Origin of the sequence: Tepidibacter sp. (assembly GCF_025210165.1) — a bacterium.
In the GTDB taxonomy this organism is placed as follows: Bacteria; Bacillota; Clostridia; order Peptostreptococcales; family Peptostreptococcaceae; genus Tepidibacter_A.
In genome coordinates this window covers 1-22,091 of sequence record NZ_JAOASI010000045.1, presented here as the reverse complement: position 1 = coordinate 22,091, position 22,091 = coordinate 1, and the positions used below count along the sequence as shown (strand labels likewise).

At 32.4% G+C, this 22,091-nt stretch carries 39 protein-coding genes, 1 rRNA gene and 1 pseudogene; all 41 read right to left on the bottom strand.

The window, feature by feature from the left end:
* Positions 1-73 (bottom strand): 16S ribosomal RNA (locus tag N4A48_RS08015); the annotation flags it as partial.
* Positions 74-475: 402 nt separating this feature from the next.
* Complete coding sequence (cwlD, locus tag N4A48_RS08010) at positions 476-1,186, bottom strand: N-acetylmuramoyl-L-alanine amidase CwlD (protein ID WP_293665356.1); 711 nt, start codon at positions 1,184-1,186, stop codon at positions 476-478.
* Between the two features lie 64 nt (positions 1,187-1,250).
* Positions 1,251-1,643: a 30S ribosomal protein S9 gene (rpsI, locus tag N4A48_RS08005; RefSeq protein ID WP_293665355.1), complete on the bottom strand. Its 393-nt coding sequence runs from the start codon at positions 1,641-1,643 to the stop codon at positions 1,251-1,253.
* A 28-nt stretch (positions 1,644-1,671) separates the two neighbouring features.
* Positions 1,672-2,100, bottom strand: a complete 429-nt coding sequence (gene rplM / locus N4A48_RS08000) for a 50S ribosomal protein L13 (protein ID WP_293665353.1) — start codon at positions 2,098-2,100, stop codon at positions 1,672-1,674.
* A gap of 121 nt (positions 2,101-2,221) precedes the next feature.
* Positions 2,222-2,953, bottom strand: coding sequence for a tRNA pseudouridine(38-40) synthase TruA (gene truA, locus N4A48_RS07995; protein WP_293665352.1), 732 nt, complete (start codon positions 2,951-2,953; stop codon positions 2,222-2,224).
* 10 nt (positions 2,954-2,963) lie between these two features.
* A complete protein-coding gene (locus N4A48_RS07990) occupies positions 2,964-3,761 on the bottom strand; it encodes an energy-coupling factor transporter transmembrane component T family protein (protein ID WP_293665351.1) in 798 nt (265 codons plus the stop codon).
* Positions 3,758-4,618, bottom strand: coding sequence for an energy-coupling factor transporter ATPase (locus tag N4A48_RS07985; RefSeq protein WP_293665350.1), 861 nt, complete (start codon positions 4,616-4,618; stop codon positions 3,758-3,760). The genes N4A48_RS07990 and N4A48_RS07985 overlap by 4 nt, the downstream gene beginning before the upstream one ends.
* Positions 4,609-5,439: an energy-coupling factor transporter ATPase gene (locus tag N4A48_RS07980; protein WP_293665349.1), complete on the bottom strand. Its 831-nt coding sequence runs from the start codon at positions 5,437-5,439 to the stop codon at positions 4,609-4,611. Before N4A48_RS07980 ends, N4A48_RS07985 begins: the two co-directional genes overlap by 10 nt.
* A 460-nt stretch (positions 5,440-5,899) precedes the next feature.
* Positions 5,900-6,241: a 50S ribosomal protein L17 gene (rplQ, locus tag N4A48_RS07975; protein WP_293665348.1), complete on the bottom strand. Its 342-nt coding sequence runs from the start codon at positions 6,239-6,241 to the stop codon at positions 5,900-5,902.
* A 17-nt stretch (positions 6,242-6,258) separates the two neighbouring features.
* Positions 6,259-7,206 (bottom strand): DNA-directed RNA polymerase subunit alpha, encoded by a 948-nt coding sequence (locus tag N4A48_RS07970; protein WP_293665347.1) that lies wholly within the window; start codon positions 7,204-7,206, stop codon positions 6,259-6,261.
* Positions 7,207-7,274: 68 nt separating this feature from the next.
* The gene (gene rpsD / locus N4A48_RS07965; RefSeq protein ID WP_293665346.1) at positions 7,275-7,898 is read right to left on the bottom strand and encodes a 30S ribosomal protein S4; all 624 of its coding nucleotides are present in this window, start codon (positions 7,896-7,898) and stop codon (positions 7,275-7,277) included.
* A gap of 20 nt (positions 7,899-7,918) precedes the next feature.
* On the bottom strand, positions 7,919-8,317 hold the full coding sequence (rpsK, locus tag N4A48_RS07960; protein ID WP_293665345.1) for a 30S ribosomal protein S11: 399 nt from the start codon (positions 8,315-8,317) through the stop codon (positions 7,919-7,921).
* A 23-nt stretch (positions 8,318-8,340) separates the two neighbouring features.
* Positions 8,341-8,712 carry a 30S ribosomal protein S13 gene (gene rpsM / locus N4A48_RS07955; RefSeq protein WP_293665343.1) on the bottom strand — a complete coding sequence of 124 codons (372 nt, stop codon included), beginning with the start codon at positions 8,710-8,712 and terminating at the stop codon, positions 8,341-8,343.
* 150 nt (positions 8,713-8,862) lie between these two features.
* Positions 8,863-8,976 carry a 50S ribosomal protein L36 gene (rpmJ, locus tag N4A48_RS07950; RefSeq protein WP_021122033.1) on the bottom strand — a complete coding sequence of 38 codons (114 nt, stop codon included), beginning with the start codon at positions 8,974-8,976 and terminating at the stop codon, positions 8,863-8,865.
* Between the two features lie 30 nt (positions 8,977-9,006).
* Complete coding sequence (infA, locus tag N4A48_RS07945; RefSeq protein WP_099191178.1) at positions 9,007-9,225, bottom strand: translation initiation factor IF-1; 219 nt, start codon at positions 9,223-9,225, stop codon at positions 9,007-9,009.
* A gap of 28 nt (positions 9,226-9,253) precedes the next feature.
* Positions 9,254-9,532: a KOW domain-containing RNA-binding protein gene (locus tag N4A48_RS07940; RefSeq protein ID WP_293665334.1), complete on the bottom strand. Its 279-nt coding sequence runs from the start codon at positions 9,530-9,532 to the stop codon at positions 9,254-9,256.
* A 23-nt stretch (positions 9,533-9,555) separates the two neighbouring features.
* Positions 9,556-10,305, bottom strand: coding sequence for a type I methionyl aminopeptidase (gene map / locus N4A48_RS07935; protein WP_293665333.1), 750 nt, complete (start codon positions 10,303-10,305; stop codon positions 9,556-9,558).
* Positions 10,305-10,955, bottom strand: coding sequence for an adenylate kinase (locus tag N4A48_RS07930; RefSeq protein WP_293665332.1), 651 nt, complete (start codon positions 10,953-10,955; stop codon positions 10,305-10,307). The genes map and N4A48_RS07930 overlap by 1 nt, the downstream gene beginning before the upstream one ends.
* Positions 10,956-11,009: 54 nt before the next feature.
* On the bottom strand, positions 11,010-12,278 hold the full coding sequence (gene secY / locus N4A48_RS07925) for a preprotein translocase subunit SecY (RefSeq protein WP_293665331.1): 1,269 nt from the start codon (positions 12,276-12,278) through the stop codon (positions 11,010-11,012).
* Position 12,279: 1 nt separating this feature from the next.
* Positions 12,280-12,723 (bottom strand): 50S ribosomal protein L15, encoded by a 444-nt coding sequence (rplO, locus tag N4A48_RS07920; RefSeq protein ID WP_293665330.1) that lies wholly within the window; start codon positions 12,721-12,723, stop codon positions 12,280-12,282.
* 30 nt (positions 12,724-12,753) lie between these two features.
* On the bottom strand, positions 12,754-12,927 hold the full coding sequence (gene rpmD, locus N4A48_RS07915) for a 50S ribosomal protein L30 (RefSeq protein ID WP_099191166.1): 174 nt from the start codon (positions 12,925-12,927) through the stop codon (positions 12,754-12,756).
* A gap of 12 nt (positions 12,928-12,939) precedes the next feature.
* Positions 12,940-13,446: a 30S ribosomal protein S5 gene (gene rpsE / locus N4A48_RS07910; protein ID WP_277732372.1), complete on the bottom strand. Its 507-nt coding sequence runs from the start codon at positions 13,444-13,446 to the stop codon at positions 12,940-12,942.
* 17 nt (positions 13,447-13,463) lie between these two features.
* Positions 13,464-13,832 (bottom strand): 50S ribosomal protein L18, encoded by a 369-nt coding sequence (gene rplR / locus N4A48_RS07905; protein WP_293665328.1) that lies wholly within the window; start codon positions 13,830-13,832, stop codon positions 13,464-13,466.
* A gap of 31 nt (positions 13,833-13,863) precedes the next feature.
* A complete protein-coding gene (gene rplF, locus N4A48_RS07900) occupies positions 13,864-14,403 on the bottom strand; it encodes a 50S ribosomal protein L6 (protein ID WP_293665327.1) in 540 nt (179 codons plus the stop codon).
* Positions 14,404-14,432: 29 nt separating this feature from the next.
* Complete coding sequence (rpsH, locus tag N4A48_RS07895; protein WP_293665326.1) at positions 14,433-14,831, bottom strand: 30S ribosomal protein S8; 399 nt, start codon at positions 14,829-14,831, stop codon at positions 14,433-14,435.
* A gap of 22 nt (positions 14,832-14,853) precedes the next feature.
* Positions 14,854-15,039 (bottom strand): type Z 30S ribosomal protein S14, encoded by a 186-nt coding sequence (locus N4A48_RS07890; protein WP_099191157.1) that lies wholly within the window; start codon positions 15,037-15,039, stop codon positions 14,854-14,856.
* Between the two features lie 17 nt (positions 15,040-15,056).
* Complete coding sequence (gene rplE, locus N4A48_RS07885) at positions 15,057-15,599, bottom strand: 50S ribosomal protein L5 (RefSeq protein WP_293665324.1); 543 nt, start codon at positions 15,597-15,599, stop codon at positions 15,057-15,059.
* A gap of 23 nt (positions 15,600-15,622) precedes the next feature.
* Positions 15,623-15,931, bottom strand: coding sequence for a 50S ribosomal protein L24 (rplX, locus tag N4A48_RS07880; RefSeq protein WP_293665358.1), 309 nt, complete (start codon positions 15,929-15,931; stop codon positions 15,623-15,625).
* 23 nt (positions 15,932-15,954) lie between these two features.
* Positions 15,955-16,323 carry a 50S ribosomal protein L14 gene (gene rplN / locus N4A48_RS07875; RefSeq protein WP_248481106.1) on the bottom strand — a complete coding sequence of 123 codons (369 nt, stop codon included), beginning with the start codon at positions 16,321-16,323 and terminating at the stop codon, positions 15,955-15,957.
* A gap of 25 nt (positions 16,324-16,348) precedes the next feature.
* The gene (gene rpsQ, locus N4A48_RS07870) at positions 16,349-16,603 is read right to left on the bottom strand and encodes a 30S ribosomal protein S17 (protein ID WP_248481107.1); all 255 of its coding nucleotides are present in this window, start codon (positions 16,601-16,603) and stop codon (positions 16,349-16,351) included.
* A 27-nt stretch (positions 16,604-16,630) separates the two neighbouring features.
* Positions 16,631-16,834, bottom strand: coding sequence for a 50S ribosomal protein L29 (gene rpmC / locus N4A48_RS07865; RefSeq protein WP_248481108.1), 204 nt, complete (start codon positions 16,832-16,834; stop codon positions 16,631-16,633).
* Complete coding sequence (gene rplP / locus N4A48_RS07860) at positions 16,824-17,267, bottom strand: 50S ribosomal protein L16 (protein ID WP_248481109.1); 444 nt, start codon at positions 17,265-17,267, stop codon at positions 16,824-16,826. The genes rpmC and rplP overlap by 11 nt, the downstream gene beginning before the upstream one ends.
* A 32-nt stretch (positions 17,268-17,299) precedes the next feature.
* Entirely contained in the window at positions 17,300-18,043 is a 744-nt protein-coding gene (gene rpsC, locus N4A48_RS07855) for a 30S ribosomal protein S3 (RefSeq protein WP_293665323.1), read from the bottom strand.
* A 26-nt stretch (positions 18,044-18,069) separates the two neighbouring features.
* Positions 18,070-18,402 carry a 50S ribosomal protein L22 gene (gene rplV, locus N4A48_RS07850; protein ID WP_293665322.1) on the bottom strand — a complete coding sequence of 111 codons (333 nt, stop codon included), beginning with the start codon at positions 18,400-18,402 and terminating at the stop codon, positions 18,070-18,072.
* 29 nt (positions 18,403-18,431) lie between these two features.
* Positions 18,432-18,713, bottom strand: a complete 282-nt coding sequence (rpsS, locus tag N4A48_RS07845) for a 30S ribosomal protein S19 (RefSeq protein WP_099191141.1) — start codon at positions 18,711-18,713, stop codon at positions 18,432-18,434.
* A 35-nt stretch (positions 18,714-18,748) separates the two neighbouring features.
* Complete coding sequence (gene rplB / locus N4A48_RS07840) at positions 18,749-19,579, bottom strand: 50S ribosomal protein L2 (RefSeq protein ID WP_293665321.1); 831 nt, start codon at positions 19,577-19,579, stop codon at positions 18,749-18,751.
* 27 nt (positions 19,580-19,606) lie between these two features.
* Complete coding sequence (gene rplW / locus N4A48_RS07835) at positions 19,607-19,897, bottom strand: 50S ribosomal protein L23 (RefSeq protein WP_330665075.1); 291 nt, start codon at positions 19,895-19,897, stop codon at positions 19,607-19,609.
* Entirely contained in the window at positions 19,897-20,520 is a 624-nt protein-coding gene (gene rplD, locus N4A48_RS07830) for a 50S ribosomal protein L4 (protein ID WP_293665320.1), read from the bottom strand. The genes rplW and rplD overlap by 1 nt, the downstream gene beginning before the upstream one ends.
* A gap of 29 nt (positions 20,521-20,549) precedes the next feature.
* Positions 20,550-21,182 (bottom strand): 50S ribosomal protein L3, encoded by a 633-nt coding sequence (gene rplC / locus N4A48_RS07825; protein WP_293665318.1) that lies wholly within the window; start codon positions 21,180-21,182, stop codon positions 20,550-20,552.
* 93 nt (positions 21,183-21,275) lie between these two features.
* Entirely contained in the window at positions 21,276-21,587 is a 312-nt protein-coding gene (rpsJ, locus tag N4A48_RS07820; RefSeq protein WP_248481115.1) for a 30S ribosomal protein S10, read from the bottom strand.
* Between the two features lie 397 nt (positions 21,588-21,984).
* Positions 21,985-22,091: pseudogene (locus N4A48_RS07815) on the bottom strand (EF-Tu/IF-2/RF-3 family GTPase); the annotation flags it as partial.

Genomic DNA, 22,091 nt, shown 5'->3' with positions numbered 1-22,091 from the left:
ATCTCCGCTCGCCTTGCATGTGTTAGGCACGCCGCCAGCGTTCATCCTGAGCCAGGATCAAACTCTTAAATAAAAGTTTGTCAGTACTCAGTAAACTGCCTGAATGTGTTTTTCCGAAAATCACTGTTGTGATTTATTTATAACCTACTGTTTAATTTTCAAAGTTCATTTTGTGTTTTATGTTTGCCTCGTTGTCGAGGACAAGTAATAATATATCACCTTTAAAGGATTTCGTCAACACTTTTTTAAAAGTTTTTGTGTTTTTTTATGTTTAAGGATATTATATGATTTTGAGTCTATGGATAACATTGATGAAAAGACTGCACCTGAGACTATTTTTGAGCAACGAAGCCCGTAGGGATCGTTGACGACATGAGTCACCGCGATAGCGAGTAGACGAATTTTTTTATAAATTATTTCTTTCTCAAAAACTAAAAGCTATGTATGTTAACATACATAGCTTTTAGTTTAGGATTTATTGTAAAGAATTAAAATACTTTTGTATTCCAGCATATATAGCCCATGCTATTTTATCTTGATATTCATTACTTTTGAGAAGATTTTCTTCTTTTAAATTAGATAAAAAACCACATTCAATAAGTGCTGATGCTACCCCATTTTCTTTAAATAAATATAGATTATTTCTTTCCTTTGGCTTTCTATTATTATTTTTATCAATAATCCTTCTCATTTCTTCTTGTATAAAAGTAGCCAACTGCTTTCCATATTCATCATTTTTCGGATATAAAACATGTGCACCATAATACTTAGGATCAGTAAAACTATTTAAATGTATAGATATAAATATATCTGCTTTTGACTCTTTTATTAATTGTTTTCTATTCTTTAGGTTTTCATTATACCTTTGCCTTATCGTTTTCTTACCATTTTCTATGTGTAAGCTTTCATCTTTTTCTCTTGTTAAAATAACTAAGGCTCCACTTTCTTCTAATAATGACCTTACTTTTAGTGCTATTTTAAGGTTTATATCTTTTTCTAAAGTGTTTTTTCCTAATGCTCCAGGGTCTATTCCACCGTGTCCAGCATCCACTATAATAACTTTATTAGTTACAGGCATATTTATAGTGGTTTTACTTGTATTATAATTAGTTAAATATATTATACAAAGCAGCATAGTAGATGCTATAATCCATGCTAAATATTTCTTTTTCAGAACAATAACCATATACAATCACCCTGTAAATATATATGAAAAAAGACTTTGGAATATTCCAAAGTCTTTGTATATATTATCTCTTTGAGAATTGCGGAGCTCTTCTTGCAGCCTTTAATCCGTATTTCTTTCTTTCCTTCATTCTTGGATCTCTAGTTAAGTATCCAGCTTTCTTTAAAGTAGATCTTAATTCTTCATCTGCTTTTAATAAAGCTCTTGATATTCCGTGTCTCACAGCTCCTGCTTGTCCTGTAAATCCGCCACCTTCAACTTTTACTATAACATCATACTTTCCTTCAGTTTCAGTTATAACTAGTGGGTTCTTAACTTCTCTTCTTAGAGTCTCATAGTTAAAGTACTCATCTAAACTTTTCCCATTAACTATTATATTTCCTTCACCAGCTACTAATCTTACTCTAGCTACTGAGTGCTTTCTTCTTCCTGTTCCATAATATTGAACGTTTGCCATATTAAACTCCTCCTTTCACCTAAATTAATTATATATCTAAGCTTTCTGGGTTTTGAGCTGCATGAGTATGCTCAGCGCCAGCGAATACTCTTAATCTTTTCATCATTTTACTTCTTAATTTATTCTTACATAACATACCATTTACTGCATGTATTATAACTTCTTCTGGCTTTTCAGCTAAAAGTCTTCTGTAAGGGATTTCTACTAATCCACCAACATGCCCTGTATGATATCTATACATTTTTTGATCTAATTTCTTTCCTGTTAAATTAATTTTCTCAGCATTAACAACTACAACGAAATCTCCACCGTCTACGTGAGGTGTAAATGTAGGCTTATGCTTACCTCTTAATACTCTTGCAATTTCAGTAGATAAACGACCTAAAGTTTTTCCTTCAGCATCTATTATATACCATTTTCTTTGAACTTCACTTGGCTTACCAATATATGATTTCATTATTTTCCCTCCTTACTATCCTTTTATGTGCGCAAATTAACCTTTTATATAAAATCCGGGGCTAGTGGATTTATAAACACATTCCTTATACATTTTAATACATTGACCCAGGTGTGTCAAGCTAATAATATACTTTTTTCAAAAACAATCCTTTACCTTCTGCTGTATGTCCAGCATTATTTCTATCTTTAGATTCTATTATATCTTTTAAACTCATATTTATTTTCCCTCGTCCAATATCCACTAATGTTCCCGCTATTATTCTCACCATATTATATAAAAATCCATTTCCTTCTACTTCTAATATAATTAAATCTTCTTCTTTTTTTAAGCTTATATCATATATAGTTCTAACAGTTGTTTTTACAGATGATCCGGTACTCATAAATCCTCTAAAATCATGTTCTCCAATCAAATATTTCGACTCTTGTATCATTTTATCTGTATTTAATTTATATTTTACTAAATACGAGAAATCATTATGAATAGGTCTTTTATATTTAGAGTTGAGTATTACATATCTATATCGTTTCTTTTTAGCACTATATCTTGCATGAAAATGAGACTCTACTTCTTTAGCATCTATTATACTTATATCATCTGGAAGTTTAGAATTAATAGCTCCTGGTATTTTTTCAATAGGTATACTACTATTAGTATGAAAATTTGCTACTTGCCCTAATGCATGAACTCCTGCATCTGTTCTTCCTGATGATGTTATATTTACTTTTTCATTTGTTATCTTATGTATAGCATTTTCTATACATTCTTGTATTGATAGTCTATCATTTTGTACCTGCCATCCACAGTAATTTGTCCCCTTATATTCTATTGTGACCATTATATTGCGCATAAATTATCACCTATACTATTCTAGTTATTATTATTATAGTTATATAGATAAATACTATACTATAAGCTATATAATCTCTTTTATTCATTTTTATCTGATTCATTCTAGTCCTATTGTCTCCACCTCTATAACATCTAGCTTCCATAGCCATAGCAAGTTCATCTGCTCTTCTAAATGCACTTATGAATAGGGGCACTAATAACGGAACTAAGTTTTTAGCTCTACTTATAATATTCTTACTTTCAAAGTCAGCTCCTCTTCCCATTTGAGCTTTCATTATTTTATCAGTTTCATCTAATAGTGTAGGTATAAATCTTAATGCAATTGTCATCATCATAGCAAGTTCATGTGCCGGTACTCCTATTTTTTTAAAAGGATTTAGAAGTTTCTCTATTCCATCTGTTAACTCTATAGGAGATGTAGATAAAGTAAGTAACGATGTACCTACAACTAATAATATAAGTCTTATAACCATAAAGCTTCCTTGTTTTAGACCTTCATCTGATATACTTAAAGGTCCTATATCAAAAACTGTATTCCCAGGAATCATAAATATATTAATTGCAAAAGTAAATACGATTATGAACATTATTGGTTTTAACCCTTTCAATATATAATTAAAAGGTATTTTAGATAGTTTAAGCGTTAATATGATAAAAGCTAGTACTAAAATATATGGATAAAACTGATTTATTATAAAAAGAGAAGACATAAATATAAATGTAGATATTAATTTAACTCTTGGATCTATTTTGTGTACTACAGAATTTGTAGGATAATATTGACCTATCGTTATATCTTTTATCATTTCGCTTTACTCCTTATACATTTTAATATTTCCGCTTTGGCCTCTTCCAATGTAATAATATCTTCTCTTATATCAAAGCCTTTTTCTCTAAGTTTTATTGTAAGTTCAGATACTTGTGGTATTCCTAGTCCTATTTCTTTTAACCTTTTGCCTTTTGTAAAAACGTTTCTAGGCGTAGACATTAAATCAACTTTACCCCTATACATAACTAATATCTTATCTGATATTTTAGCCATATCTTCCATGCTATGTGAAGATATTATTATTGTAATATTGTATTTTTCATGAAGGTATTTTATTTGACCTAAAATTTCATCTCTTCCTGATGGATCAAGCCCTGCTGTTGGCTCATCTAATATTAAAACATCGGGCTTCATAGCTATAACCCCAGCTATTGCTACTCTTCTCTTTTGACCTCCAGATAAATCAAATGGAGATCTATCTTTGAATTCATTATAATCAAGTCCAACTAGCTCCATAGCTTCTTTCACCCTGGAATTTATTTCATCTTCGCTTAATTTTAAATTAGTAGGACCAAAAGCTATATCCTTATATATAGTTTCTTCAAATAATTGATACTCTGGATATTGAAAAACTACTCCAACCTTTTTTCTAATTTCTGTTAAACTAATTTTAGAATCTGTTATATCTACTCCATCTATTATTATATTTCCACTTGTTGGCTTTAATAATCCGTTTAAATGTTGAATTAAAGTTGATTTACCAGATCCTGTATGTCCTATCAAGCCTATTATCTCACCTTTATTTATCTCTAAATTTACATTATCAAGAGCCTTACTTTCAAAAGGTGAATTTGGATTATATACGTATACTAAATCTTTAACCACTATCGACATAAATTCATCACCATCTCATCTACAGTTAATATATCGGGCCTTATATCTATACCTTCTTTTCTAAGTTCATATGTTAATTCTGTCATAAAGGGAACATCTAAGCCAAGTTTTTTTAATTTATCTACCTGTACAAAAACTTCTTTAGGCTTTCCTTGTAATACTATTTTTCCTTTTTCCATTACAACTATTCTATCTGCATCTACTGCTTCTTCCATAAAATGAGTTATATGAATTATTGTAATATTTTCTTCATTATTCAATCTCTTTATAGTATTCATAACTTCTCTTCTTCCAGAGGGGTCAAGCATTGCTGTAGGTTCGTCAAATATTATACATTCAGGTTTCATAGCAATAATTCCTGCAATTGCTACTCTTTGTTTTTGGCCTCCTGATAATAAATGTGGGGCTTTATCTTTAAATTCATACATTCCTACAGATTTTAAAGACTCTACAACTCTTTTTTTTATTTCATCTGGTTGTATTCCTAAGTTTTCAGGTCCAAAAGCTACATCTTCCTCTACAACTGTTGCTACTATTTGATTGTCTGGATTTTGAAATACCATACCAGCACTCTGCCTTATATTCCAAAGTTTAGAATCATCTTTCGTATTCATACCATTTATAAGTATATTTCCTTTTGTGGGCTTTAGTATAGCATTCAAATTTTTTGATAATGTTGATTTTCCAGAACCATTGTGCCCTATAATAACCACAAATTCTCCTCTTTTGATATCTAAGTCTAGTTCATCCAGTGCTTTTGACTGAGTATTTTCTTGAGCATATTCAAAAGATATATTTTCTATATTCACTATCTCTTTCATATTTTTTACCTCTTTTCTCTGTAAAGAAGTCTTTATTAATATAGGTCTTTAAAGATTGACTTCTTTGAAATTCATAACAAATATTTTAAAGGTTATTTTATTTTTATATAGTCTAAACCTATTATTTAACCTAAATTCTATTATATAAAAATAAAATAGCTTTTAAAAGTGCAAATATTATTTTATTTTTAAATTAATATAAAAAAGTCTTCCTTCTGAAGATTTTCTATGCTTATCCACAATTTAAAGATGACTATAATTTTCTATTCGTTATAAAAAAATTCGTCTACTCGCTAACGCGGTGACTCATGTTGCCAACGATCCTTAACAGGCTCCGTTGCTCAAAAATAGTCTCAAGTGTAGCTTTTCCAATAAGTTATCCACAAAACAAAAAATTATATATTTTTGTATAGAATAAAAAAAAATAGGAATTAAGCTATTAGCCTAATTCCATCTTCTACTATACTAATTCTAGTATTGCTACCTCAGCTCCGTCACCTTTTCTAATACCAAGCTTTATAATTCTTGTATATCCACCATTTCTTTCTTGGTATTTAGGAGCTACTTCATCAAATAAGTTTTTGATTACAGTATCATCTAAAACATAAGCTGATACTTGACGTCTAGCATGTAAGTCTCCTCTTTTTGCTAGAGTTATCATTTTCTCAGCCATTCTACGTGTTTCTTTTGCTCTTGTTACTGTAGTCTCTATTTTTTTATTCTTTAAAAGATCAGTAACTAAGTTTCTAAGCATCATGTTTCTGTGAGCAGTTACACGACCTAATTTACGGTACTTAGCCATGTCATTCCCTCCTTTTCTTAGTCTTCACTCGGCTTAAGTCCTAGTTCTAGTTCTTCAAGCTTTTGAATAACTTCTTCTAATGACTTTTTACCTAAGTTTCTAACTTTCATCATGTCTTCTTCGCTTTTGCTGCTTAATTCTTCAACAGTATTTATTCCTGCTCTCTTTAAGCAATTATACGATCTAACAGAAAGATCAAGTTCTTCAATAGTCATCTCTAGAACTTTCTCTTTTTTATCTTCTTCTTTTTCCACCATTATTTCTACATTTCCAACATGCTCTGTAAGGTTGATGAATAAATTTAAGTGTTCTACTAATATTTTAGCACCAAGAGATATTCCCTCTTGAGGATTTATACTTCCGTTAGTCCAAACTTCAAATATTAACTTATCGTAATCTGTTATTTGTCCTACTCTTGTGTTTTCAACTTTATAACTTATCTTTTCAACTGGAGTATATATAGAATCTACAGGAATTACACCAATAGGCATATTCTCAGTTTTATTGTTTTCAGCTGGAACATAACCTCTTCCTTTATCTATATTTATTTCCATATTGAATTTAGCATTTGTATCTAAAGTCGCTATTTGTAAATCCTTACTTAATATTTCTACATCAGGAGGACATATAATATCTTTACCAGTTATTATACCCTCTCCTTGAGCTTCTATTTTCAATGTTCTACTTCCTTCTCCATCTATCTCAGCAGATAATTCTTTTAAAGCAAGAATTATTTCTGTTACATCTTCTTTCACACCCGGAACTGTAGAGAACTCATGAAGTACTCCATCTATTTTTATAGAAGTAACAGCAACTCCTGGAAGTGAAGAAAGTAGTATTCTTCTTAATGCATTTCCTACAGTAATTCCGTATCCTCTTTCTAAAGGTTCTACGATAAATTTACCATATCTATTATCTTCGCTTATTTCGCAAATTTCTATTCTAGGCTTTTCTATTTCAATCATTAATAAAACCCTCCTTAATTTTTATTAATCCACTGAGGGCAAACATTTCTACGATACAGCTCAATTTATTACTTAGAGTAAAGCTCTACTATTAAGTGCTCTGCTATTTCTAAATCTATATCTTCTCTTGTTGGTAAAGCAGTTATCTTAGCTTCCATCTTCTCTATACTTGCATCCATCCACTTAGGAGCAACTCTTGTAGAATTTTCAACAAGTGATTTAAATTTAGCTGAAGATTTTGAACCTTCTTTAACAGCTATAACATCTCCAACTTGCATTATCATAGAAGGTACATTAGCTTTATGTCCATTTAATGAAAAATGTCCATGTCTTACTAATTGTCTAGCTTCTTTTCTTGAAGAAGCAAGTCCCATTCTATAAACAGTGTTGTCAAGTCTTCTCTCTAATAAGCTAAGTAAGTTTTCACCTGATATTCCTTGCATTTTTTCAGCTTTTTCATATAGGTTTCTGAATTGAGTTTCTAGAACTCCATATATTCTCTTAACTTTTTGCTTTTCTCTTAATTGTAATCCATAGTTAGAAACTTTTTTTCTTCCTTGTCCATGTTGACCTGGAGCATAGTTTCTTTTATTTATAGCACATTTATCTGTATAACATCTATCGCCTTTAAGGAATAACTTCATTCCCTCTCTACGGCATAGTCTACATACTGCACCTGTATATCTTGCCATTTATTACACCTCCTACTGTATTACACTCTTCTTCTCTTTGGCGGTCTACAACCATTGTGTGGTATTGGAGTAACGTCTTTTATCATAGTAACGTCAAGTCCTGCAGCTTGTAAAGATCTTATAGCTGCTTCACGTCCTGGTCCTGGTCCTTTTACAAATACCTCTACTGTTTTTAATCCGTGCTCCATAGCTCCTTTAGTAGCTGTTTCTGCAGCCATTTGAGCTGCAAATGGAGTAGCTTTTCTAGATCCTTTAAATCCTAACTGACCTGCACTAGCCCATGAAATTGCATTTCCATGAACATCAGTTAGAGTTATTATAGTATTATTGAAAGTTGACTGAATATGAGCATGACCACGTTCTATATTTTTACGTTCTCTTCTTCTAACACGTGTAGCTTTCTTTTTAGGTTTAGCCATTTTTTTCCCTCCTTACTTATGATCTATTTTTTCTTCTTACGAGATACAGTCTTTCTCGGTCCTTTTCTAGTTCTAGCATTTGTCTTAGTTTTTTGACCTCTTAATGGAAGTCCTCTCATATGACGAATACCTCTATAACATCTGATATCTCTAAGTCTCTTTATGTTTAATGCTATCTCTCTTCTTAAATCTCCTTCAACAAGGTGATCAGCATCTATTAATTTTCTTAATGCATTTACTTCTTCTTCAGTTAAATCTTTTATTCTTGTATTAACATCTATACCAGCTTTTTCAAGTATTTGGTTAGACGTTTTTTTACCTATACCAAATATATAAGTTAAGCCTATTTCTGCTCTTTTATCTCTTGGTAAGTCTACCCCAGCAATTCTTGCCATATTCTTGCACCTCCTATAACCTATATTGCTAATTCAATATTTTCTAATTTTAAATAAAACACGAAGGCCTAGTTCATTCTGAGTACTTAACACCCTTAATTATCACAATTTAATATTATAATATATATAATATTAAATTACTAGCCCTTATTAACCTTGTTTTTGTTTATGCTTAGGATTTTCACAGATAACCATTACTCTTCCTTTTCTTTTTATAACTTTACATTTTTCACACATTGGTTTTACAGACGGTCTAACTTTCACACTTATCCCTCCTTAGACTAAAATACTAGTCTACTTCTTTCTCCAAGTAATTCTTCCTCTAGTTAAATCATAAGGCGACATATCTACAGTTACTTTATCACCTTCAAGTATTCTTATGAAATTCATTCTAAGTTTACCTGATATATGACATAATATCTCATGTCCATTTTCTAATTTAACCTTAAACATTGCGTTGGGTAAAGTTTCTGTAACTACACCCTCTAACTCAATTACATCTTTTTTGGCCATTAAGTAACCAAACCTCCAATCACTTAGATTAAAGCTTCGACTTTAACCTATCCAGCTCATATCTTAAAAACGCATCATTCATATATTCTTTGTTTGAAATTTTATTTCTGATATCCTCAGATGCATATTTATATTTCATCAAGTGCTTTACTTTTTTTAATTTTGCTTTATCAAGCTTTCTATAATCTCCATCAGCGATTAAGACATATTCTTCATTTATTATCTCTATAATAAAAAATAATCTACCTTTATCTCTACCTGATTTAGATACTACAACTTGACCAACATTTAAATCATTTAACAGCACTAATTTCACCTCTTCTAGCCGGATTAAAGCTTTGTTAAAATTAAAGGTTCATCTTTAGTGATAGCTATACTATGCTCATAATGTGCAGAATTTTTACCATCTATTGTTACTGCAGTCCATCCATCACTTAATATTTTTACATGATATGATCCGGCATTTACCATAGGCTCTATTGCTAATACCATTCCCTCTTGAAGCCTAATTCCTTTTCCCGCAGGTCCGTAATTTGGTATTTGAGGGTCTTCATGTAATTTTGAACCTATTCCGTGTCCTACAAAGTCTCTAACTATAGAAAACTTATTTTTTTCTACATAAGTTTGAATTGCATGTGATATGTCTGAAAGTCTATATCCAATTTTTGCAAATTTAATTCCTTCATAAAAGCTCTGTTTAGTTACATCTATAAGTCTTCTATCTTCATCAGATATATTACCTACAGCATGAGTTCTAGCAGCATCTCCATGATAACCTTTATAAAAAGCTCCAATGTCTATACTTATTATATCTTTATCTTTTAATACAGTTGAAGAAGATGGTATTCCGTGTACTACTTCTTCATTAATAGATGAACATATAGATCCTGTATAGCCATGATATCCTTTAAATGAAGGCTCTGCTTTATATTTTCTTATATTTTTTTCTGCTATTTCATCTAACTCCTTAGTTGTTATACCAGGTTGTATAGATTCTTTTAGTATTTCATGAGTTTCAGCTACAATTTTTCCAGCATCTCTCATCAATTCTATTTCTTTAGCAGATTTTATTATAATCATTAGTTTTCACACCCTAATGCTAAGGATATATCTTCAAAAACTTTATCTATAGATTGTTGACCATCAATAGTATTAATTATACCTTGATTAGTGTAATAATCTATTAAAGGCTCAGTTTGATCTAAGTAAACTTGAATTCTTTTAGATACAGTTTCTTCATTATCATCTGCTCTTTGGTATAAATCACCTTGACAAATATCACATTTCCCATCAACTTTTGATGGATTATATTTTATATGGAAAGTAGCTCCGCAATTTTTACAAATACGTCTACCTACAGCTCTATCTACTAATACAGTTTTGTCTACCTGTATATTTATAACTTTATCCAGATTCATGTTAGATTCAGTCAATACTTTATCTAATGCTTGTGCTTGAACTACAGTTCTTGGAAAACCATCTAATAAAAATCCACTTTTACAATCATCTTCTAAAAGTCTATCTTTAACTATTTCTACAACTAATTCATCCGGAACTAAAAGTCCTTTATCCATATATTCTTTAGCCTTTAATCCCAGCTCAGTTCCCTCTTTTATATTTTTTCTAAAAATATCTCCAGTTGATATGTGAGGTATACTATATTTTTTCACGATCCCTGAAGCTTGAGTTCCTTTGCCAGCTCCTGGAGGTCCAAGTAGTATAAGTTTCATTTCAATCATCTCCGATACTAAATTTAGGACAGGGGATTTATATACCCCCAATTCCTATTTTAAGAAACCTTGATAATGTCTCATCAACATTTGAGCTTCTATTTGTTTCATCGTTTCAAGTGCAACTCCTACTACTATTAATAGAGAAGTCCCTCCGAACCTAAATGGGAGACTACCTAATTGAAGTATCAAAGTTGGAAATACTGCTATGGCAGCTAAAAATACAGCTCCTGCTAATGTAAGTCTTGTAAGTACCTTGTTTAGATACTCCTCTGTAGGCTTTCCAGGTCTTATACCAGGAATAAAACCTCCATAGTTTTTCATATTATTAGCAATTTCTTCTACATTGAATGTAACCGCTGTATAAAAATAAGTAAAGAAGATTATTAATAATGCTTCTAATCCTATATATATCCAAACTCCTGGAGTTCCGTTTGGCGATAACCATTTAGTCACAAACGCCTGAAAATCTCCCTTTAAGAATAATGATAGTGTTTGAGGAAATGCTAAAAGCGAAACTGCAAATATAACTGGAATAACACCTGCTTGATTCACTTTCATTGGTATATGTGTGCTTTGCCCACCATACATTTTTCTTCCTACTACTCTTTTAGCATACTGTACAGGTATCTTTCTTGATCCTTGTTGTATAGCTATTACTCCTACGATTATAGCTATCGCTACAGCTGCAAATATTATCAGTTGTATAATATTTATTTGATTTTCTGAGAATAACTTATACGTCTGAATAAAGGAACCTGGAACTCTTGATATAATACCTATAAATATTATAAGAGATATTCCATTGCCTATACCTTTTTCAGTGATTTTTTCACCTAACCACATTAAGAACGATGTTCCTGCAGTTAAAGTAAGTATCACTGTTGTTATAGAGAATATATCCTTAGATATTAATGCTCCTCTAAACAAACCTACACTTATTCCTGTAGCTTGAATTAACGCTAAAATAATGGTTCCATATCTTGTGTATTGAACCATCTTTTTTCTTCCTTCTTCACCTGATTTACTCAATTCCTCAAGACTTGGTATAGCTATAGTTAATAACTGCACTATTATTGATGCTGTTATGTAAGGAGTTATACTTAAAGCAAATATAGTAAATTGTCTAAAAGCTCCTCCTGCTACTAAATCATAGAAGGAAAGAAGACCCGCTTGGTCAACTACCTTCTTAATATAGTCTATATCTACGCCAGGTACAGGTATTGAAGATCCAATTCTAAATACGATAATCATCATCAAAGTATATAAAATTCTTTTTCTTAAATCAGGAATTTTCCAAGCATTTTTCAAGGTAGATAGCACTTTAGATCACCTCTACCTTTCCTCCAGCTGCTTCTATTTTCTCAATAGCTGATTTAGTGAACTTTTGAGCTTTAACTGTTACATTTATCTCTAATTTACCTTCACCTAATATCTTAACTCCATCTTTTTCAATCTTTCTGATTATTCCTTTTTCTTTAAGGATTTCTGGAGTTATTTCAGTGCCGCTTTCAAATGCATTTAATCTTTCTATATTAACTAGTGAGTAAGCTTTTTTGAATATATTAGTGAAACCTCTCTTTGGAAGTCTTCTATATATAGGCATTTGGCCCCCTTCAAATCCTGGTCTTACTCCTCCACCTGAACGAGAATTTTGTCCTTTTTGTCCACGTCCAGAAGTTTTACCTTGACCAGTTGCAGTACCTCTTCCCAGTCTTTTTCTGTTTCTCACAGCGCCTTCAGCAGGTCTTAACTCATGTAATTTCATGATTACACCTCCTTCTTTCTATGTTATATATTACTTAACTTCTACTAAATGTTCTACTATTTTGATCATTCCTCTTGTTTGAGGATTATCTGGCTGCTCAACTACTTGATGTCTTTTCTTAAGACCAAGAGCCTCAACTGTTTTTCTTTGCTTTGGATTAGTTCCTATTAACCCTTTTACTAACGTTATTTTTAAATTAGCCATTTAAATACCTCCTTATCCTAGAAGGTCTTCAACTTTTTTACCTCTAAGTTTTGCTATATCTTCAGCAGTTCTTAGAGACTTAAGTCCTTCTATAGTAGCATTTACCATATTTCTAGCATTGTTAGATCCTAAAGATTTAGCTCTAACATCCTTTAATCCTGCAAGCTCAAGAACCGCACGAACAGGTCCTCCAGCGATAACTCCTGTACCTTCTTGTGCTGGCATTATTAATATGTTACCTGCACCAAAGTGTCCTTTTACTTGGTGAGGAATTGTTGTTCCAACCATAGGTACACGAATTAAGTTTTTCTTAGCATCATCTATTGCTTTTTTAATAGCATCAGGTACTTCCATAGCTTTACCAGTACCTAATCCTACATATCCGTTTTCATCTCCAACTATTACTAAAGCAGCAAATCTGAAGTTTCTACCACCCTTAACAACTTTAGTAACACGTCTTATTTGAACAACTTTTTCTTTTAAATCAAGTTGTCTTGCGTCTATAGGTTTACGAAGCATTTATTTCCCTCCTTTTATTAAAACTCAAGGCCGCCTTCTCTAGCTCCCTCTGCTAATTCTTTTACTCTACCATGATAAAGGTATCCACCACGATCGAATACAACTTCTTTTATTCCTTTATCTAATGCTTTTTTAGCTAATAGTTTACCTACAAGCTTAGCAGCTTCTTTATTTCCTGTGTTTTTAACAGCACCTTTAACTTCTGCTTCAAGAGAAGAAGCTGCAATTAAAGTACATGCATTAACATCATCTATTATTTGAGCATAGATATTAGAATTACTTCTAAATATATTTACTCTTGGTCTTTCAGAGCTTCCATGAATTTTCTTGCGAACTCTTTTGTGTCTTTGAAGTCTGTTCTCATTTTTATTTACTTTTTTGAACATCCATATTCACTCCTTTCTATTCTAATTTTTTTTACTTACCAGTTTTTCCTTCTTTACGTCTTATAACTTCACCAGCATACTTGATTCCTTTTCCTTTGTATGGCTCTGGCTTTCTCCAAGCTCTTATCTTAGCAGCATAGTTACCTACTAATTGCTTATCTATACCTTTAACTACTACCTCAGTTTGGTTAGGAGTTTCAGTTACTACACCTTCTGGATCTTCCATCTCTACTGGATGTGAGAATCCTAAACTCATAACTAACTTTTTACCTTGCTTTTGAGCTCTATATCCTACACCAACTAACTCTAATTTCTTCTCGTATCCTTTAGTTACACCCTCAACCATATTAGCTATAAGTGTTCTAGTTAATCCGTGTAAAGATCTATGTCTTTTATTGTTTGTAGGTCTTTCAACTACTATAGAATTATCTTCTTTAGTTATTTTTAAATCTTCTACAAACTTTTTTGTAAGTTCTCCTTTAGGGCCTTTAACTGTTATAAGGTTACCCTCTTCTAATATAACGTCTACGCCTTCTGTTATTTCAATTGGCTTAATACCTATTCTTGACATATCTACACCTCCTTGCAGCGTTCTTTATATTACCAAACGTAGCAAATTACTTCTCCGCCAACGCCTTCTTTTCTAGATTGTTTATCTGTTATTATACCTTTTGAAGTAGATATTATTGAAATTCCAAGTCCATTTAAAACTTTTGGAATTTCATCTTTAGCAGCATAAACTCTCATTCCTGGCTTTGAAATTCTCTTTATTCCAGTTATAACTCTCTCGTTATTCTTTCCGTACTTTAACTGAGCTCTAATTATTCCTTGCTTTCCATCTTCTATAACATCATAGCCTTTTATAAATCCTTCTTCTAACAGAATTCTAGCTATTTCTTTTTTTATATTTGAAGCAGGTATGTCAACAGTCTCATGTTTAACTGTATTAGCATTTCTTACACGTGTTAGCATATCCGCTATTGGATCTGTCATTGTCATATTTCTGACCTCCTTTCATATATTACCAGCTTGCTTTTCTAACTCCAGGTATTTCTCCTTTATAAGCTAGTTCTCTAAAGCATATACGACATATGCCGAATTTTCTTAACACAGCATGTGGTCTACCACATATACTACATCTAGTATACTCTCTAGTTTTATACTTTTGTTTTCTTTGTTGTTTCACAACCATAGCTTTTCTAGCCATTGGAATCCCTCCTTTGATTACTTAGAATATGGCATTCCTAATAATTTTAATAATTCACGTGCTTGCTCATCATTTTCAGCACTAGTAACAAATATTATATCCATTCCTCTTACTTTATCAACTTTATCATATTCTATTTCTGGATAAATTAATTGCTCTTTAATTCCAAGTGCATAGTTTCCTCTTCCATCAAATGAATTAGGTTTAACTCCTCTGAAGTCTCTAACTCTTGGTAAAGAAATGTTAACTAATTTATCAACAAAGTGATACATTTTGTCTCCTCTTAATGTTACTTTAGCACCAACAGGCATTCCTTCTCTTAATTTGAAGTTTGCAACTGATTTCTTTGCTTTAGTAGTAACAGGCTTTTGTCCACTTATCATTTCTAATTCTGCAACTGCTGCTTCTAATCCTTTTGGATTTTCTTTTGCATCACCGATACCCATATTTATTATAACTTTCTCAAGTTTAGGTATCTCCATAACATTTTCATATGCAAATTTCTCCATTAATGCTGGAGCAACTTCCTTCGTGTACTTTTCTTTTAATCTTGAAGCCACTTTTGGTACCTCCTTTCAAGATATTATATTTCTTCTCCGCTCTTTCTAGATACTCTTACTTTTGTTCCATCTTCTAATGTTTTGAATCCTACTCTTACACCTTTACCTTCTTTTGCATCAAATAACATAACATTTGAAACATGTATAGGTGCTTCTTGGTGTACAATTCCACCTTGTTGCACTTTAGCGTTAGGCTTTTGATGTTTTGTAGCCATATTTACGCCTTCAACTATTACTTTTTCTGCCTTAGGGAAAACTTTTAGGACTTTACCTTTTTTGCCTTTATCTTTTCCCGATATAACGACAACAGTATCATCTTTTTTTACGCGCATCATTCTCTATTGCACCTCCTTAATTATAGTACCTCTGGAGCAAGAGAAACTATCTTCATGAAATCTTTATCTCTTAACTCTCTTGCAACAGGCCCGAAGATACGAGTTCCCATAGGAGTTTTATCGTCTTTTATTATAACAGCAGCATTTTCATCAAATGTTATATAACTACCGTCTTTACGTCTTAGACCTTGCTTAGTTCTTACTACTACAGCTTTTACAACCTTACCTTTTTTTACAACTCCACCAGGTGTTGCACTTTTAACAGTAGCAACTATTACATCTCCAACGTTTGCATATTTTCTTCCACTTCCGCCTAAAACACGTATACATAATAGTTCTTTAGCACCTGAATTATCAGCAACCTTCAAACGTGTCTCCTGTTGTATCATTCATAATCCCTCCTTTTCGCCTGTATTATTTAGCTTGCTCTATAACTTCAACTAATCTAAATCTCTTATCCTTTGATAAAGGTCTAGTTTCCATTATTTTCACTCTATCGCCAATTTTACATACATTTTGCTCATCATGAGCTTTAAACTTTTTAGTTCTTTTTACAGCTTTTCCGTATAATGGGTGACGAACGAACTCTTCTACAGCAACAACTATAGTTTTATCCATTTTATCACTTACAACACGGCCAATTCTAACTTTTCTTCTTCCTCTTTCCATATTGAGAGCCTCCCTTCTTTTAAGCTACTAAGCTCTAGATTCTTCTAGTTCTCTTTCTCTAAGGATGGTCTTTACTCTAGCTATATCTTTTTTAACGAACTTAACTCTAGATGTATTTTCAAGTTGTCCTGTAGCTAATTGGAATCTTAAGCTAAATAATTCACTTTTAAATTCATTTATCTTTTGATTTAACTCTGAGCTAGTCATCTCTTTTAACTCTTTAGCTTTCATCCGCTTCACCACCCTTTACTTCAGTTTCTTCACGTAATACAAATTTACATTTAACAGGAAGCTTATGCATAGCAAGTCTCATAGCTTCTCTAGCTTTTTCTTCTGGAACTCCTGCAAGTTCAAACATTACTCTACCAGGTTTAACTACAGCTACCCAGTATTCTGGCGATCCTTTTCCGGCTCCCATACGAGTTTCTGCTGGCTTTCTTGTTACTGGTTTATGAGGGAATATCTTTATCCAAACTTTTCCCCCTCTTTTTATATATCTTGTCATTGCTATTCTGGCAGCTTCTATTTGATTAGAAGTTATCCATGCTGGTTCTAATGCTACTAATCCGAACTCTCCATAAGTAACTTTATTACCTTTGTGAGCTTGACCAGACATTTTACCTCTGTGAACTCTACGACGCTTTACTCTTTTAGGCATTAACATGAGTATTTCCTCCTTCCTTAATATCTACTTAATTAAGCCTCTTTCTTTGGAGATCTTTGAGATTTATTGTTTCTGTTATCTCTTCTATTATCTCTTCTTTTTCTATCTTTTCTCTCTTCTATCACTCTTGGTGCGAAACCATTTTTTGATGGAAGAACTTCTCCATTACAAACCCAAACTTTGATTCCTATCTTACCATAAGTTGTGTTTGATTCAGCAAATCCATAAGCTATATCAGCTCTTAAAGTTTGAAGTGGTACATTTCCTTCACTGTATCCTTCAGTTCTAGCCATTTCAGCTCCACCAAGTCTACCTGATGCAGAAACTTTTATACCTTTAACTCCTGCTCTCATAGCTCTTTGTATAGCTTGCTTCATAGCTCTTCTGAAAGATACCCTTCTTTCAATAGCTAAAGCTATATTTTCTGCTATTAATTGAGCTTCTTTTTCTGGATTTCTAACTTCTATAATGTTTATATAAACATTTTTCTTAGTCATTTTTTCTAATTCAGCTTTTAAAGCTTCAATTCCAGATCCACCTCTACCTATAACCATTCCTGGCTTAGCAACAGATAAGTGTAATCTAAGTTTATTAGCAGCTCTTTCGATTTCTATTCTAGAAACTCCAGCTGTATTTAATTTGTTCTTTAGGAATTTACGTATAGTATGATCTTCTAATATAAAAGCACCGAACTCTTTTTTATCAGCGAACCATCTAGAATCCCAATCCTTTATCACTCCGACTCTAAAGCCGTGTGGGTTAACCTTTTGACCCATTGATTTCCCTCCTTCTATAGATAAATTTATCTTTCTTTTAATACTACCTCTATATGACTTGTTCTTTTTCTAATAGTTGTAGCTCTTCCCATAGCTCTTGGCATGAATCTCTTCATTGTAGGGCCTTGGTTTGCACATATTTCCGCAACATATAATTTATCTACGTCCATATTGTAATTGTTTTCAGCATTAGCCATTGCAGATTTTATAACCTTAGCTATTACTGGTGCAGCAACTTTTGGCGTATACTTTAATATTGCTAAAGCTTCGTTTACATTCTTTCCTCTAACAATACCAGCTACTTGACCTGCTTTTCTTGGTGCTATACGTATATATTTAGCAGTTGCTCTAGCTTCCACAGCGATTACCTCCTTCCATTATAAATGGACTATTTTCTCTTAGAAGACTTTTCGTCGTCTTTGTGTCCTTTAAAAGTTCTTGTAGGAGCGAATTCTCCTAATTTATGTCCAACCATATCTTCTGTTACATAAACTGGTACGTGCTTTCTACCGTCATGTACAGCTATAGTATGTTCTACCATTTGAGGAAATATAGTTGATGCTCTTGACCAAGTCTTTATAACTTTCTTTTCATTTGCAGCATTCATAGCTTCTATCTTCTTAAGAAGACGCGGGTGAACAAAAGGTCCTTTTTTAGTTGATCTTCCCATTTGCTTTCCTCCTTCCCATTACTTATTAGTGTTTATTATTTCTTTCTTCTTGATACTATTAACTTATCAGAAGCTTTGTTTTTCTTACGAGTTTTGTATCCAAGAGCTGGTTTACCCCAAGGTGTAACCGGTGATGGTCTACCTATTGGTGCTCTACCTTCTCCTCCTCCGTGTGGATGGTCGCAAGGGTTCATTACAGATCCTCTTACTGTTGGTCTAACGCCCATATGTCTCTTTCTTCCTGCTTTACCTATAGTTACGTTAAAATGCTCTAAGTTTCCAACTTGTCCTATTGTAGCTCTACAGTTGATGTTAACATATCTCATTTCTCCAGATGGTAATCTTAAAAGAGCATGCTTTCCTTCTTTAGCCATTAACTGAGCTGAAGCTCCAGCAGATCTTACTATTTGTCCACCTTTTCCAACTTTTAATTCAATGTTGTGTACTAAAGTACCAACTGGGATATCTTTTAATTCTAAAGCATTCCCTACTTTTATATCTGCATTTTCACCTGACATTAAAGTATCTCCAACCTTAATTCCGTTAGGTGCTAATATATATTTCTTTTCTCCATCAGCATAAGCTAATAAAGCTATGTTAGCTGTTCTGTTTGGATCGTATTCAACTGCAGTAACTTTCGCAGGAACACCATCTTTATTTCTTTTGAAATCTATTATTCTATACTTCTTCTTAGCTCCGCCACCTTTATGACGAACAGTTATTTTACCATGAGCATTTCTTCCTGAATGTTTCTTTAAAGAAACAAGTAATGATTTTTCCGGTTCATGCTTAGTTATTTCATCAGAAACTAAAACCGTCATTTGTCTTAATCCAGGAGAAGTTGGTTTAAACTTTTTAATAGCCATCTTATTTCCCTCCTTCTTGCTTTATTACTACACGCCTTCAAAGAACTCTATTTCTTTGCTATCAGCTGTTAAAGTAACAACAGCTTTTTTAAAGCTTGCAGTTCTTCCTACATGTTTTCCCATTCTTTTTTCTTTTCCGCTATAGTTTAAAGTGTTTACTTTATCCACTGAAACACCAAATACAGTTTCAACAGCCTTCTTTATTTCAGTTTTGTTAGCTCTTTTAGAAACTACAAAAGTGTATTTTTTAGAAGCCATATCCGCCATACTTTGTTCACTTATAACAGGTTTTACAATTATATCATGTGGATTAGTCATTATGCGTACACCTCCTCCACTTTTTCAACAGCATCTTTAGTTATTATAAATGCATCATGCTTTAATATATCATATACATTCATAGTGTTAACTTGAGCAGTTGTAACTCCTTCTATGTTTGAAGCTGACTTTATTACATTCTTATCGTTTTCTCCTAAAACTACTAAAGCTTTCTTTTCTATTTTTAAATTGTTAAGTATTTTAGCGAATTCTTTAGTTTTTGGAGCTTCCATATTTAATGCATCTAAAACTATTATTTCTTTATTTTGAACTTTAGATGATAAAGCACACTTCATAGCTAATCTTCTTACCTTCTTAGGTAAAGTGTATCTATAATCTCTAGGTTTTGGTGCGAATACAATTCCTCCACCTACCCATTGAGGTGATCTTGTACTACCTTGTCTTGCTCTTCCAGTTCCTTTTTGTCTCCAAGGCTTTCTTCCTCCACCTCTTACTTCAGATCTAGTCTTAGCAGATTGAGTGCCTTGTCTTTTATTAGCTAATTGGTTCTTTACTACTTCATATAAAACGTGCTCATTAACTTCAGCACCGAATATGTTATCTGACAATACTAATTCATCAACCTTTTCACCGTTAATGTTTAATATATCTATTTTTGGCATTTTGCTTCCTCCTTTCTTACAAGATTAAATTACTTGCTTGACTTTACTGCTTTCTTTATAGTAACTAACGAACGCTTAGCTCCAGGTATAGCACCTTTAACTAATATTAAGTTCTTCTCAGCATCTATTCTTACAACTTCTAAGTTTTGAATAGTAACTTTGTCTACTCCCATGTGTCCAGCTAGCTTTTTACCCTTGAACACTCTACCAGGTGTAGCACAAGCTCCCATTGAACCTGGTCTTCTGTGGTATCTAGAACCGTGAGTTTCAGGTCCTCTACTTTGACCATGTCTTTTTATAACCCCTTGGAATCCCTTACCTTTACTTATTCCAGTAACATCAACCATTTGTCCTGCTTCAAATATATCAGTAGTAATTTCTTGTCCTACTTTGTACTCAATTAAGTTCTCAACTCTAAATTCTTTTAAGTGCTTTCTGAATGATACTCCAGCTTTTTCAAATTGTCCTTTTTGAGGCTTGTTTAAAGATTTTTCTTTAGCATCTCCAAAACCTACTTGAATAGCATTGTATCCATCATTTTCTATATTTTTGATTTGAGTAACTACCATTGGTCCTGCTTCAATAACAGTAACAGGAATAACATTACCTTCTTCAGTAAATATTTGAGTCATTCCAATTTTTTTACCTAATAATCCATTCATGTTTGACACCTCCTATAATCTTACAGCGGATTACGAATTCGTAATCATTCTAAGATAAGGTATATCTATATCCATATCTTAGTATCAAATTTATTATAATTTGATTTCAATATCAACACCTGCTGGTAAATCTAACTTCATTAAAGAATCTACAGTTTTTGGTGTTGGGCTTGTTATATCTACAAGTCTCTTATGAGTTCTCATTTCGAACTGTTCTCTAGAATCCTTGTACTTATGAACTGCTCTTAATATAGTTATTATTTGCTTTTCAGTAGGTAGCGGTACTGGTCCTGAAACCTTAGCTCCTGTCTTCTTAGCAGTTTCAACTATCTTTTCTGCTGATAAATCTAATATCTTGTGATCATATGATTTTAATCTGATTCTTATTTTTTCATTCTTAGCCATTTGATTTTCCCTCCTTTATCGCACGTTTATTTTTCACGTACGACTTGATCCCTTTACACTGTTCCGGGTGTGTTGTTTTTTTTTAAAAAACACAGCATAGGATCAGGTCGCCCGATTCTGAGATACAGACATACTCTGTAAAAATTACCTGGTGGTCAGCAACCTTTTACATCATCGCATTTCTCAAACACACTATTACATTTTATATTAAAAACATATTTTTTTCAAGAGTTTTTTTAAAAAAATTTGTTTTTAATTTGTTTAAATTACGTCTATGTAGCTAATCCGTTTTCAACATTATTTATTGTATAATAAAGCTATCTAATTGTAAAGTTTTTTTCAAAAAAAAAGAGAAGGTATATACCTTCTCTATAATTTTTATTATTCTGTTTTTTTATTATTCTGTTATAGAAGCAACTACTCCTGCTCCTACTGTTCTTCCACCCTCACGGATAGCGAATCTTAATCCCTCTTCCATTGCTATTGGAGCGATTAATTCAACTT

Coding starts and splice junctions, on each gene's coding strand:
- rplD (WP_293665320.1), bottom strand. CDS start 20,520: ATGCCAAAAATAGATATATTAAACATTAACGGTGAAAAGGTTGATGAA.
- rplP (WP_248481109.1), bottom strand. CDS start 17,267: ATGTTAATGCCTAAAAGAGTAAAGCGTCGTAGAGTTCACAGAGGTAAA.
- rplN (WP_248481106.1), bottom strand. CDS start 16,323: ATGATACAACAGGAGACACGTTTGAAGGTTGCTGATAATTCAGGTGCT.
- rplB (WP_293665321.1), bottom strand. CDS start 19,579: ATGGCTATTAAAAAGTTTAAACCAACTTCTCCTGGATTAAGACAAATG.
- rpsI (WP_293665355.1), bottom strand. CDS start 1,643: ATGGCAAACGTTCAATATTATGGAACAGGAAGAAGAAAGCACTCAGTA.
- N4A48_RS07980 (WP_293665349.1), bottom strand. CDS start 5,439: ATGAAAGAGATAGTGAATATAGAAAATATATCTTTTGAATATGCTCAA.
- rpsM (WP_293665343.1), bottom strand. CDS start 8,712: ATGGCAAGAATTGCTGGGGTAGACTTACCAAGAGATAAAAGAGCAGAA.
- rplM (WP_293665353.1), bottom strand. CDS start 2,100: ATGAAATCATATATTGGTAAGCCAAGTGAAGTTCAAAGAAAATGGTAT.
- N4A48_RS07890 (WP_099191157.1), bottom strand. CDS start 15,039: ATGGCTAGAAAAGCTATGGTTGTGAAACAACAAAGAAAACAAAAGTAT.
- infA (WP_099191178.1), bottom strand. CDS start 9,225: ATGGCCAAAAAAGATGTAATTGAGTTAGAGGGTGTAGTTACAGAAACT.
- rpsE (WP_277732372.1), bottom strand. CDS start 13,446: ATGCTTCGTAAACCTATAGACGCAAGACAACTTGATTTAAAAGAAAAA.
- map (WP_293665333.1), bottom strand. CDS start 10,305: ATGATTATAATAAAATCTGCTAAAGAAATAGAATTGATGAGAGATGCT.
- rplF (WP_293665327.1), bottom strand. CDS start 14,403: ATGTCAAGAATAGGTATTAAGCCAATTGAAATAACAGAAGGCGTAGAC.
- truA (WP_293665352.1), bottom strand. CDS start 2,953: ATGCGCAATATAATGGTCACAATAGAATATAAGGGGACAAATTACTGT.
- rpsC (WP_293665323.1), bottom strand. CDS start 18,043: ATGGGTCAAAAGGTTAACCCACACGGCTTTAGAGTCGGAGTGATAAAG.
- rplW (WP_330665075.1), bottom strand. CDS start 19,897: ATGACTAATCCACATGATATAATTGTAAAACCTGTTATAAGTGAACAA.
- N4A48_RS07985 (WP_293665350.1), bottom strand. CDS start 4,618: ATGTCGATAGTGGTTAAAGATTTAGTATACGTATATAATCCAAATTCA.
- rpsQ (WP_248481107.1), bottom strand. CDS start 16,603: ATGGAAAGAGGAAGAAGAAAAGTTAGAATTGGCCGTGTTGTAAGTGAT.
- rpmD (WP_099191166.1), bottom strand. CDS start 12,927: ATGGCTAATTTAAAAATAACGTTAGTAAAAGGGTTAATAGGAACTAAT.
- rpsH (WP_293665326.1), bottom strand. CDS start 14,831: ATGACAATGACAGATCCAATAGCGGATATGCTAACACGTGTAAGAAAT.
- rplC (WP_293665318.1), bottom strand. CDS start 21,182: ATGAATGGATTATTAGGTAAAAAAATTGGAATGACTCAAATATTTACT.
- rpsD (WP_293665346.1), bottom strand. CDS start 7,898: ATGGCAAGATATACAGGTGCAGTATGTAGACTATGCCGTAGAGAGGGA.
- N4A48_RS07930 (WP_293665332.1), bottom strand. CDS start 10,955: ATGAAACTTATACTACTTGGACCTCCAGGAGCTGGCAAAGGAACTCAA.
- rpsS (WP_099191141.1), bottom strand. CDS start 18,713: ATGGGAAGATCAACTAAAAAAGGACCTTTTGTTCACCCGCGTCTTCTT.
- rplR (WP_293665328.1), bottom strand. CDS start 13,832: ATGTTCAAAAAAGTAAATAAAAATGAGAACAGACTTCAAAGACACAAA.
- rpsK (WP_293665345.1), bottom strand. CDS start 8,317: ATGGCTAAACCTAAAAAGAAAGCTACACGTGTTAGAAGAAGAGAACGT.
- cwlD (WP_293665356.1), bottom strand. CDS start 1,186: ATGGTTATTGTTCTGAAAAAGAAATATTTAGCATGGATTATAGCATCT.
- N4A48_RS07970 (WP_293665347.1), bottom strand. CDS start 7,206: ATGATTGAAATAGAAAAGCCTAGAATAGAAATTTGCGAAATAAGCGAA.
- rplX (WP_293665358.1), bottom strand. CDS start 15,931: ATGCGCGTAAAAAAAGATGATACTGTTGTCGTTATATCGGGAAAAGAT.
- rplQ (WP_293665348.1), bottom strand. CDS start 6,241: ATGGCTAAGTACCGTAAATTAGGTCGTGTAACTGCTCACAGAAACATG.
- rplO (WP_293665330.1), bottom strand. CDS start 12,723: ATGAAATTACATGAGTTAAGACCTGCTGAAGGCGCTGTGAGAAACAGA.
- N4A48_RS07990 (WP_293665351.1), bottom strand. CDS start 3,761: ATGATAAAAGATATAACGATAGGTCAATATTATCCTACAAATTCTGTA.
- rpsJ (WP_248481115.1), bottom strand. CDS start 21,587: ATGGCTAAGAATGAAAAAATAAGAATCAGATTAAAATCATATGATCAC.
- rpmC (WP_248481108.1), bottom strand. CDS start 16,834: ATGAAAGCTAAAGAGTTAAAAGAGATGACTAGCTCAGAGTTAAATCAA.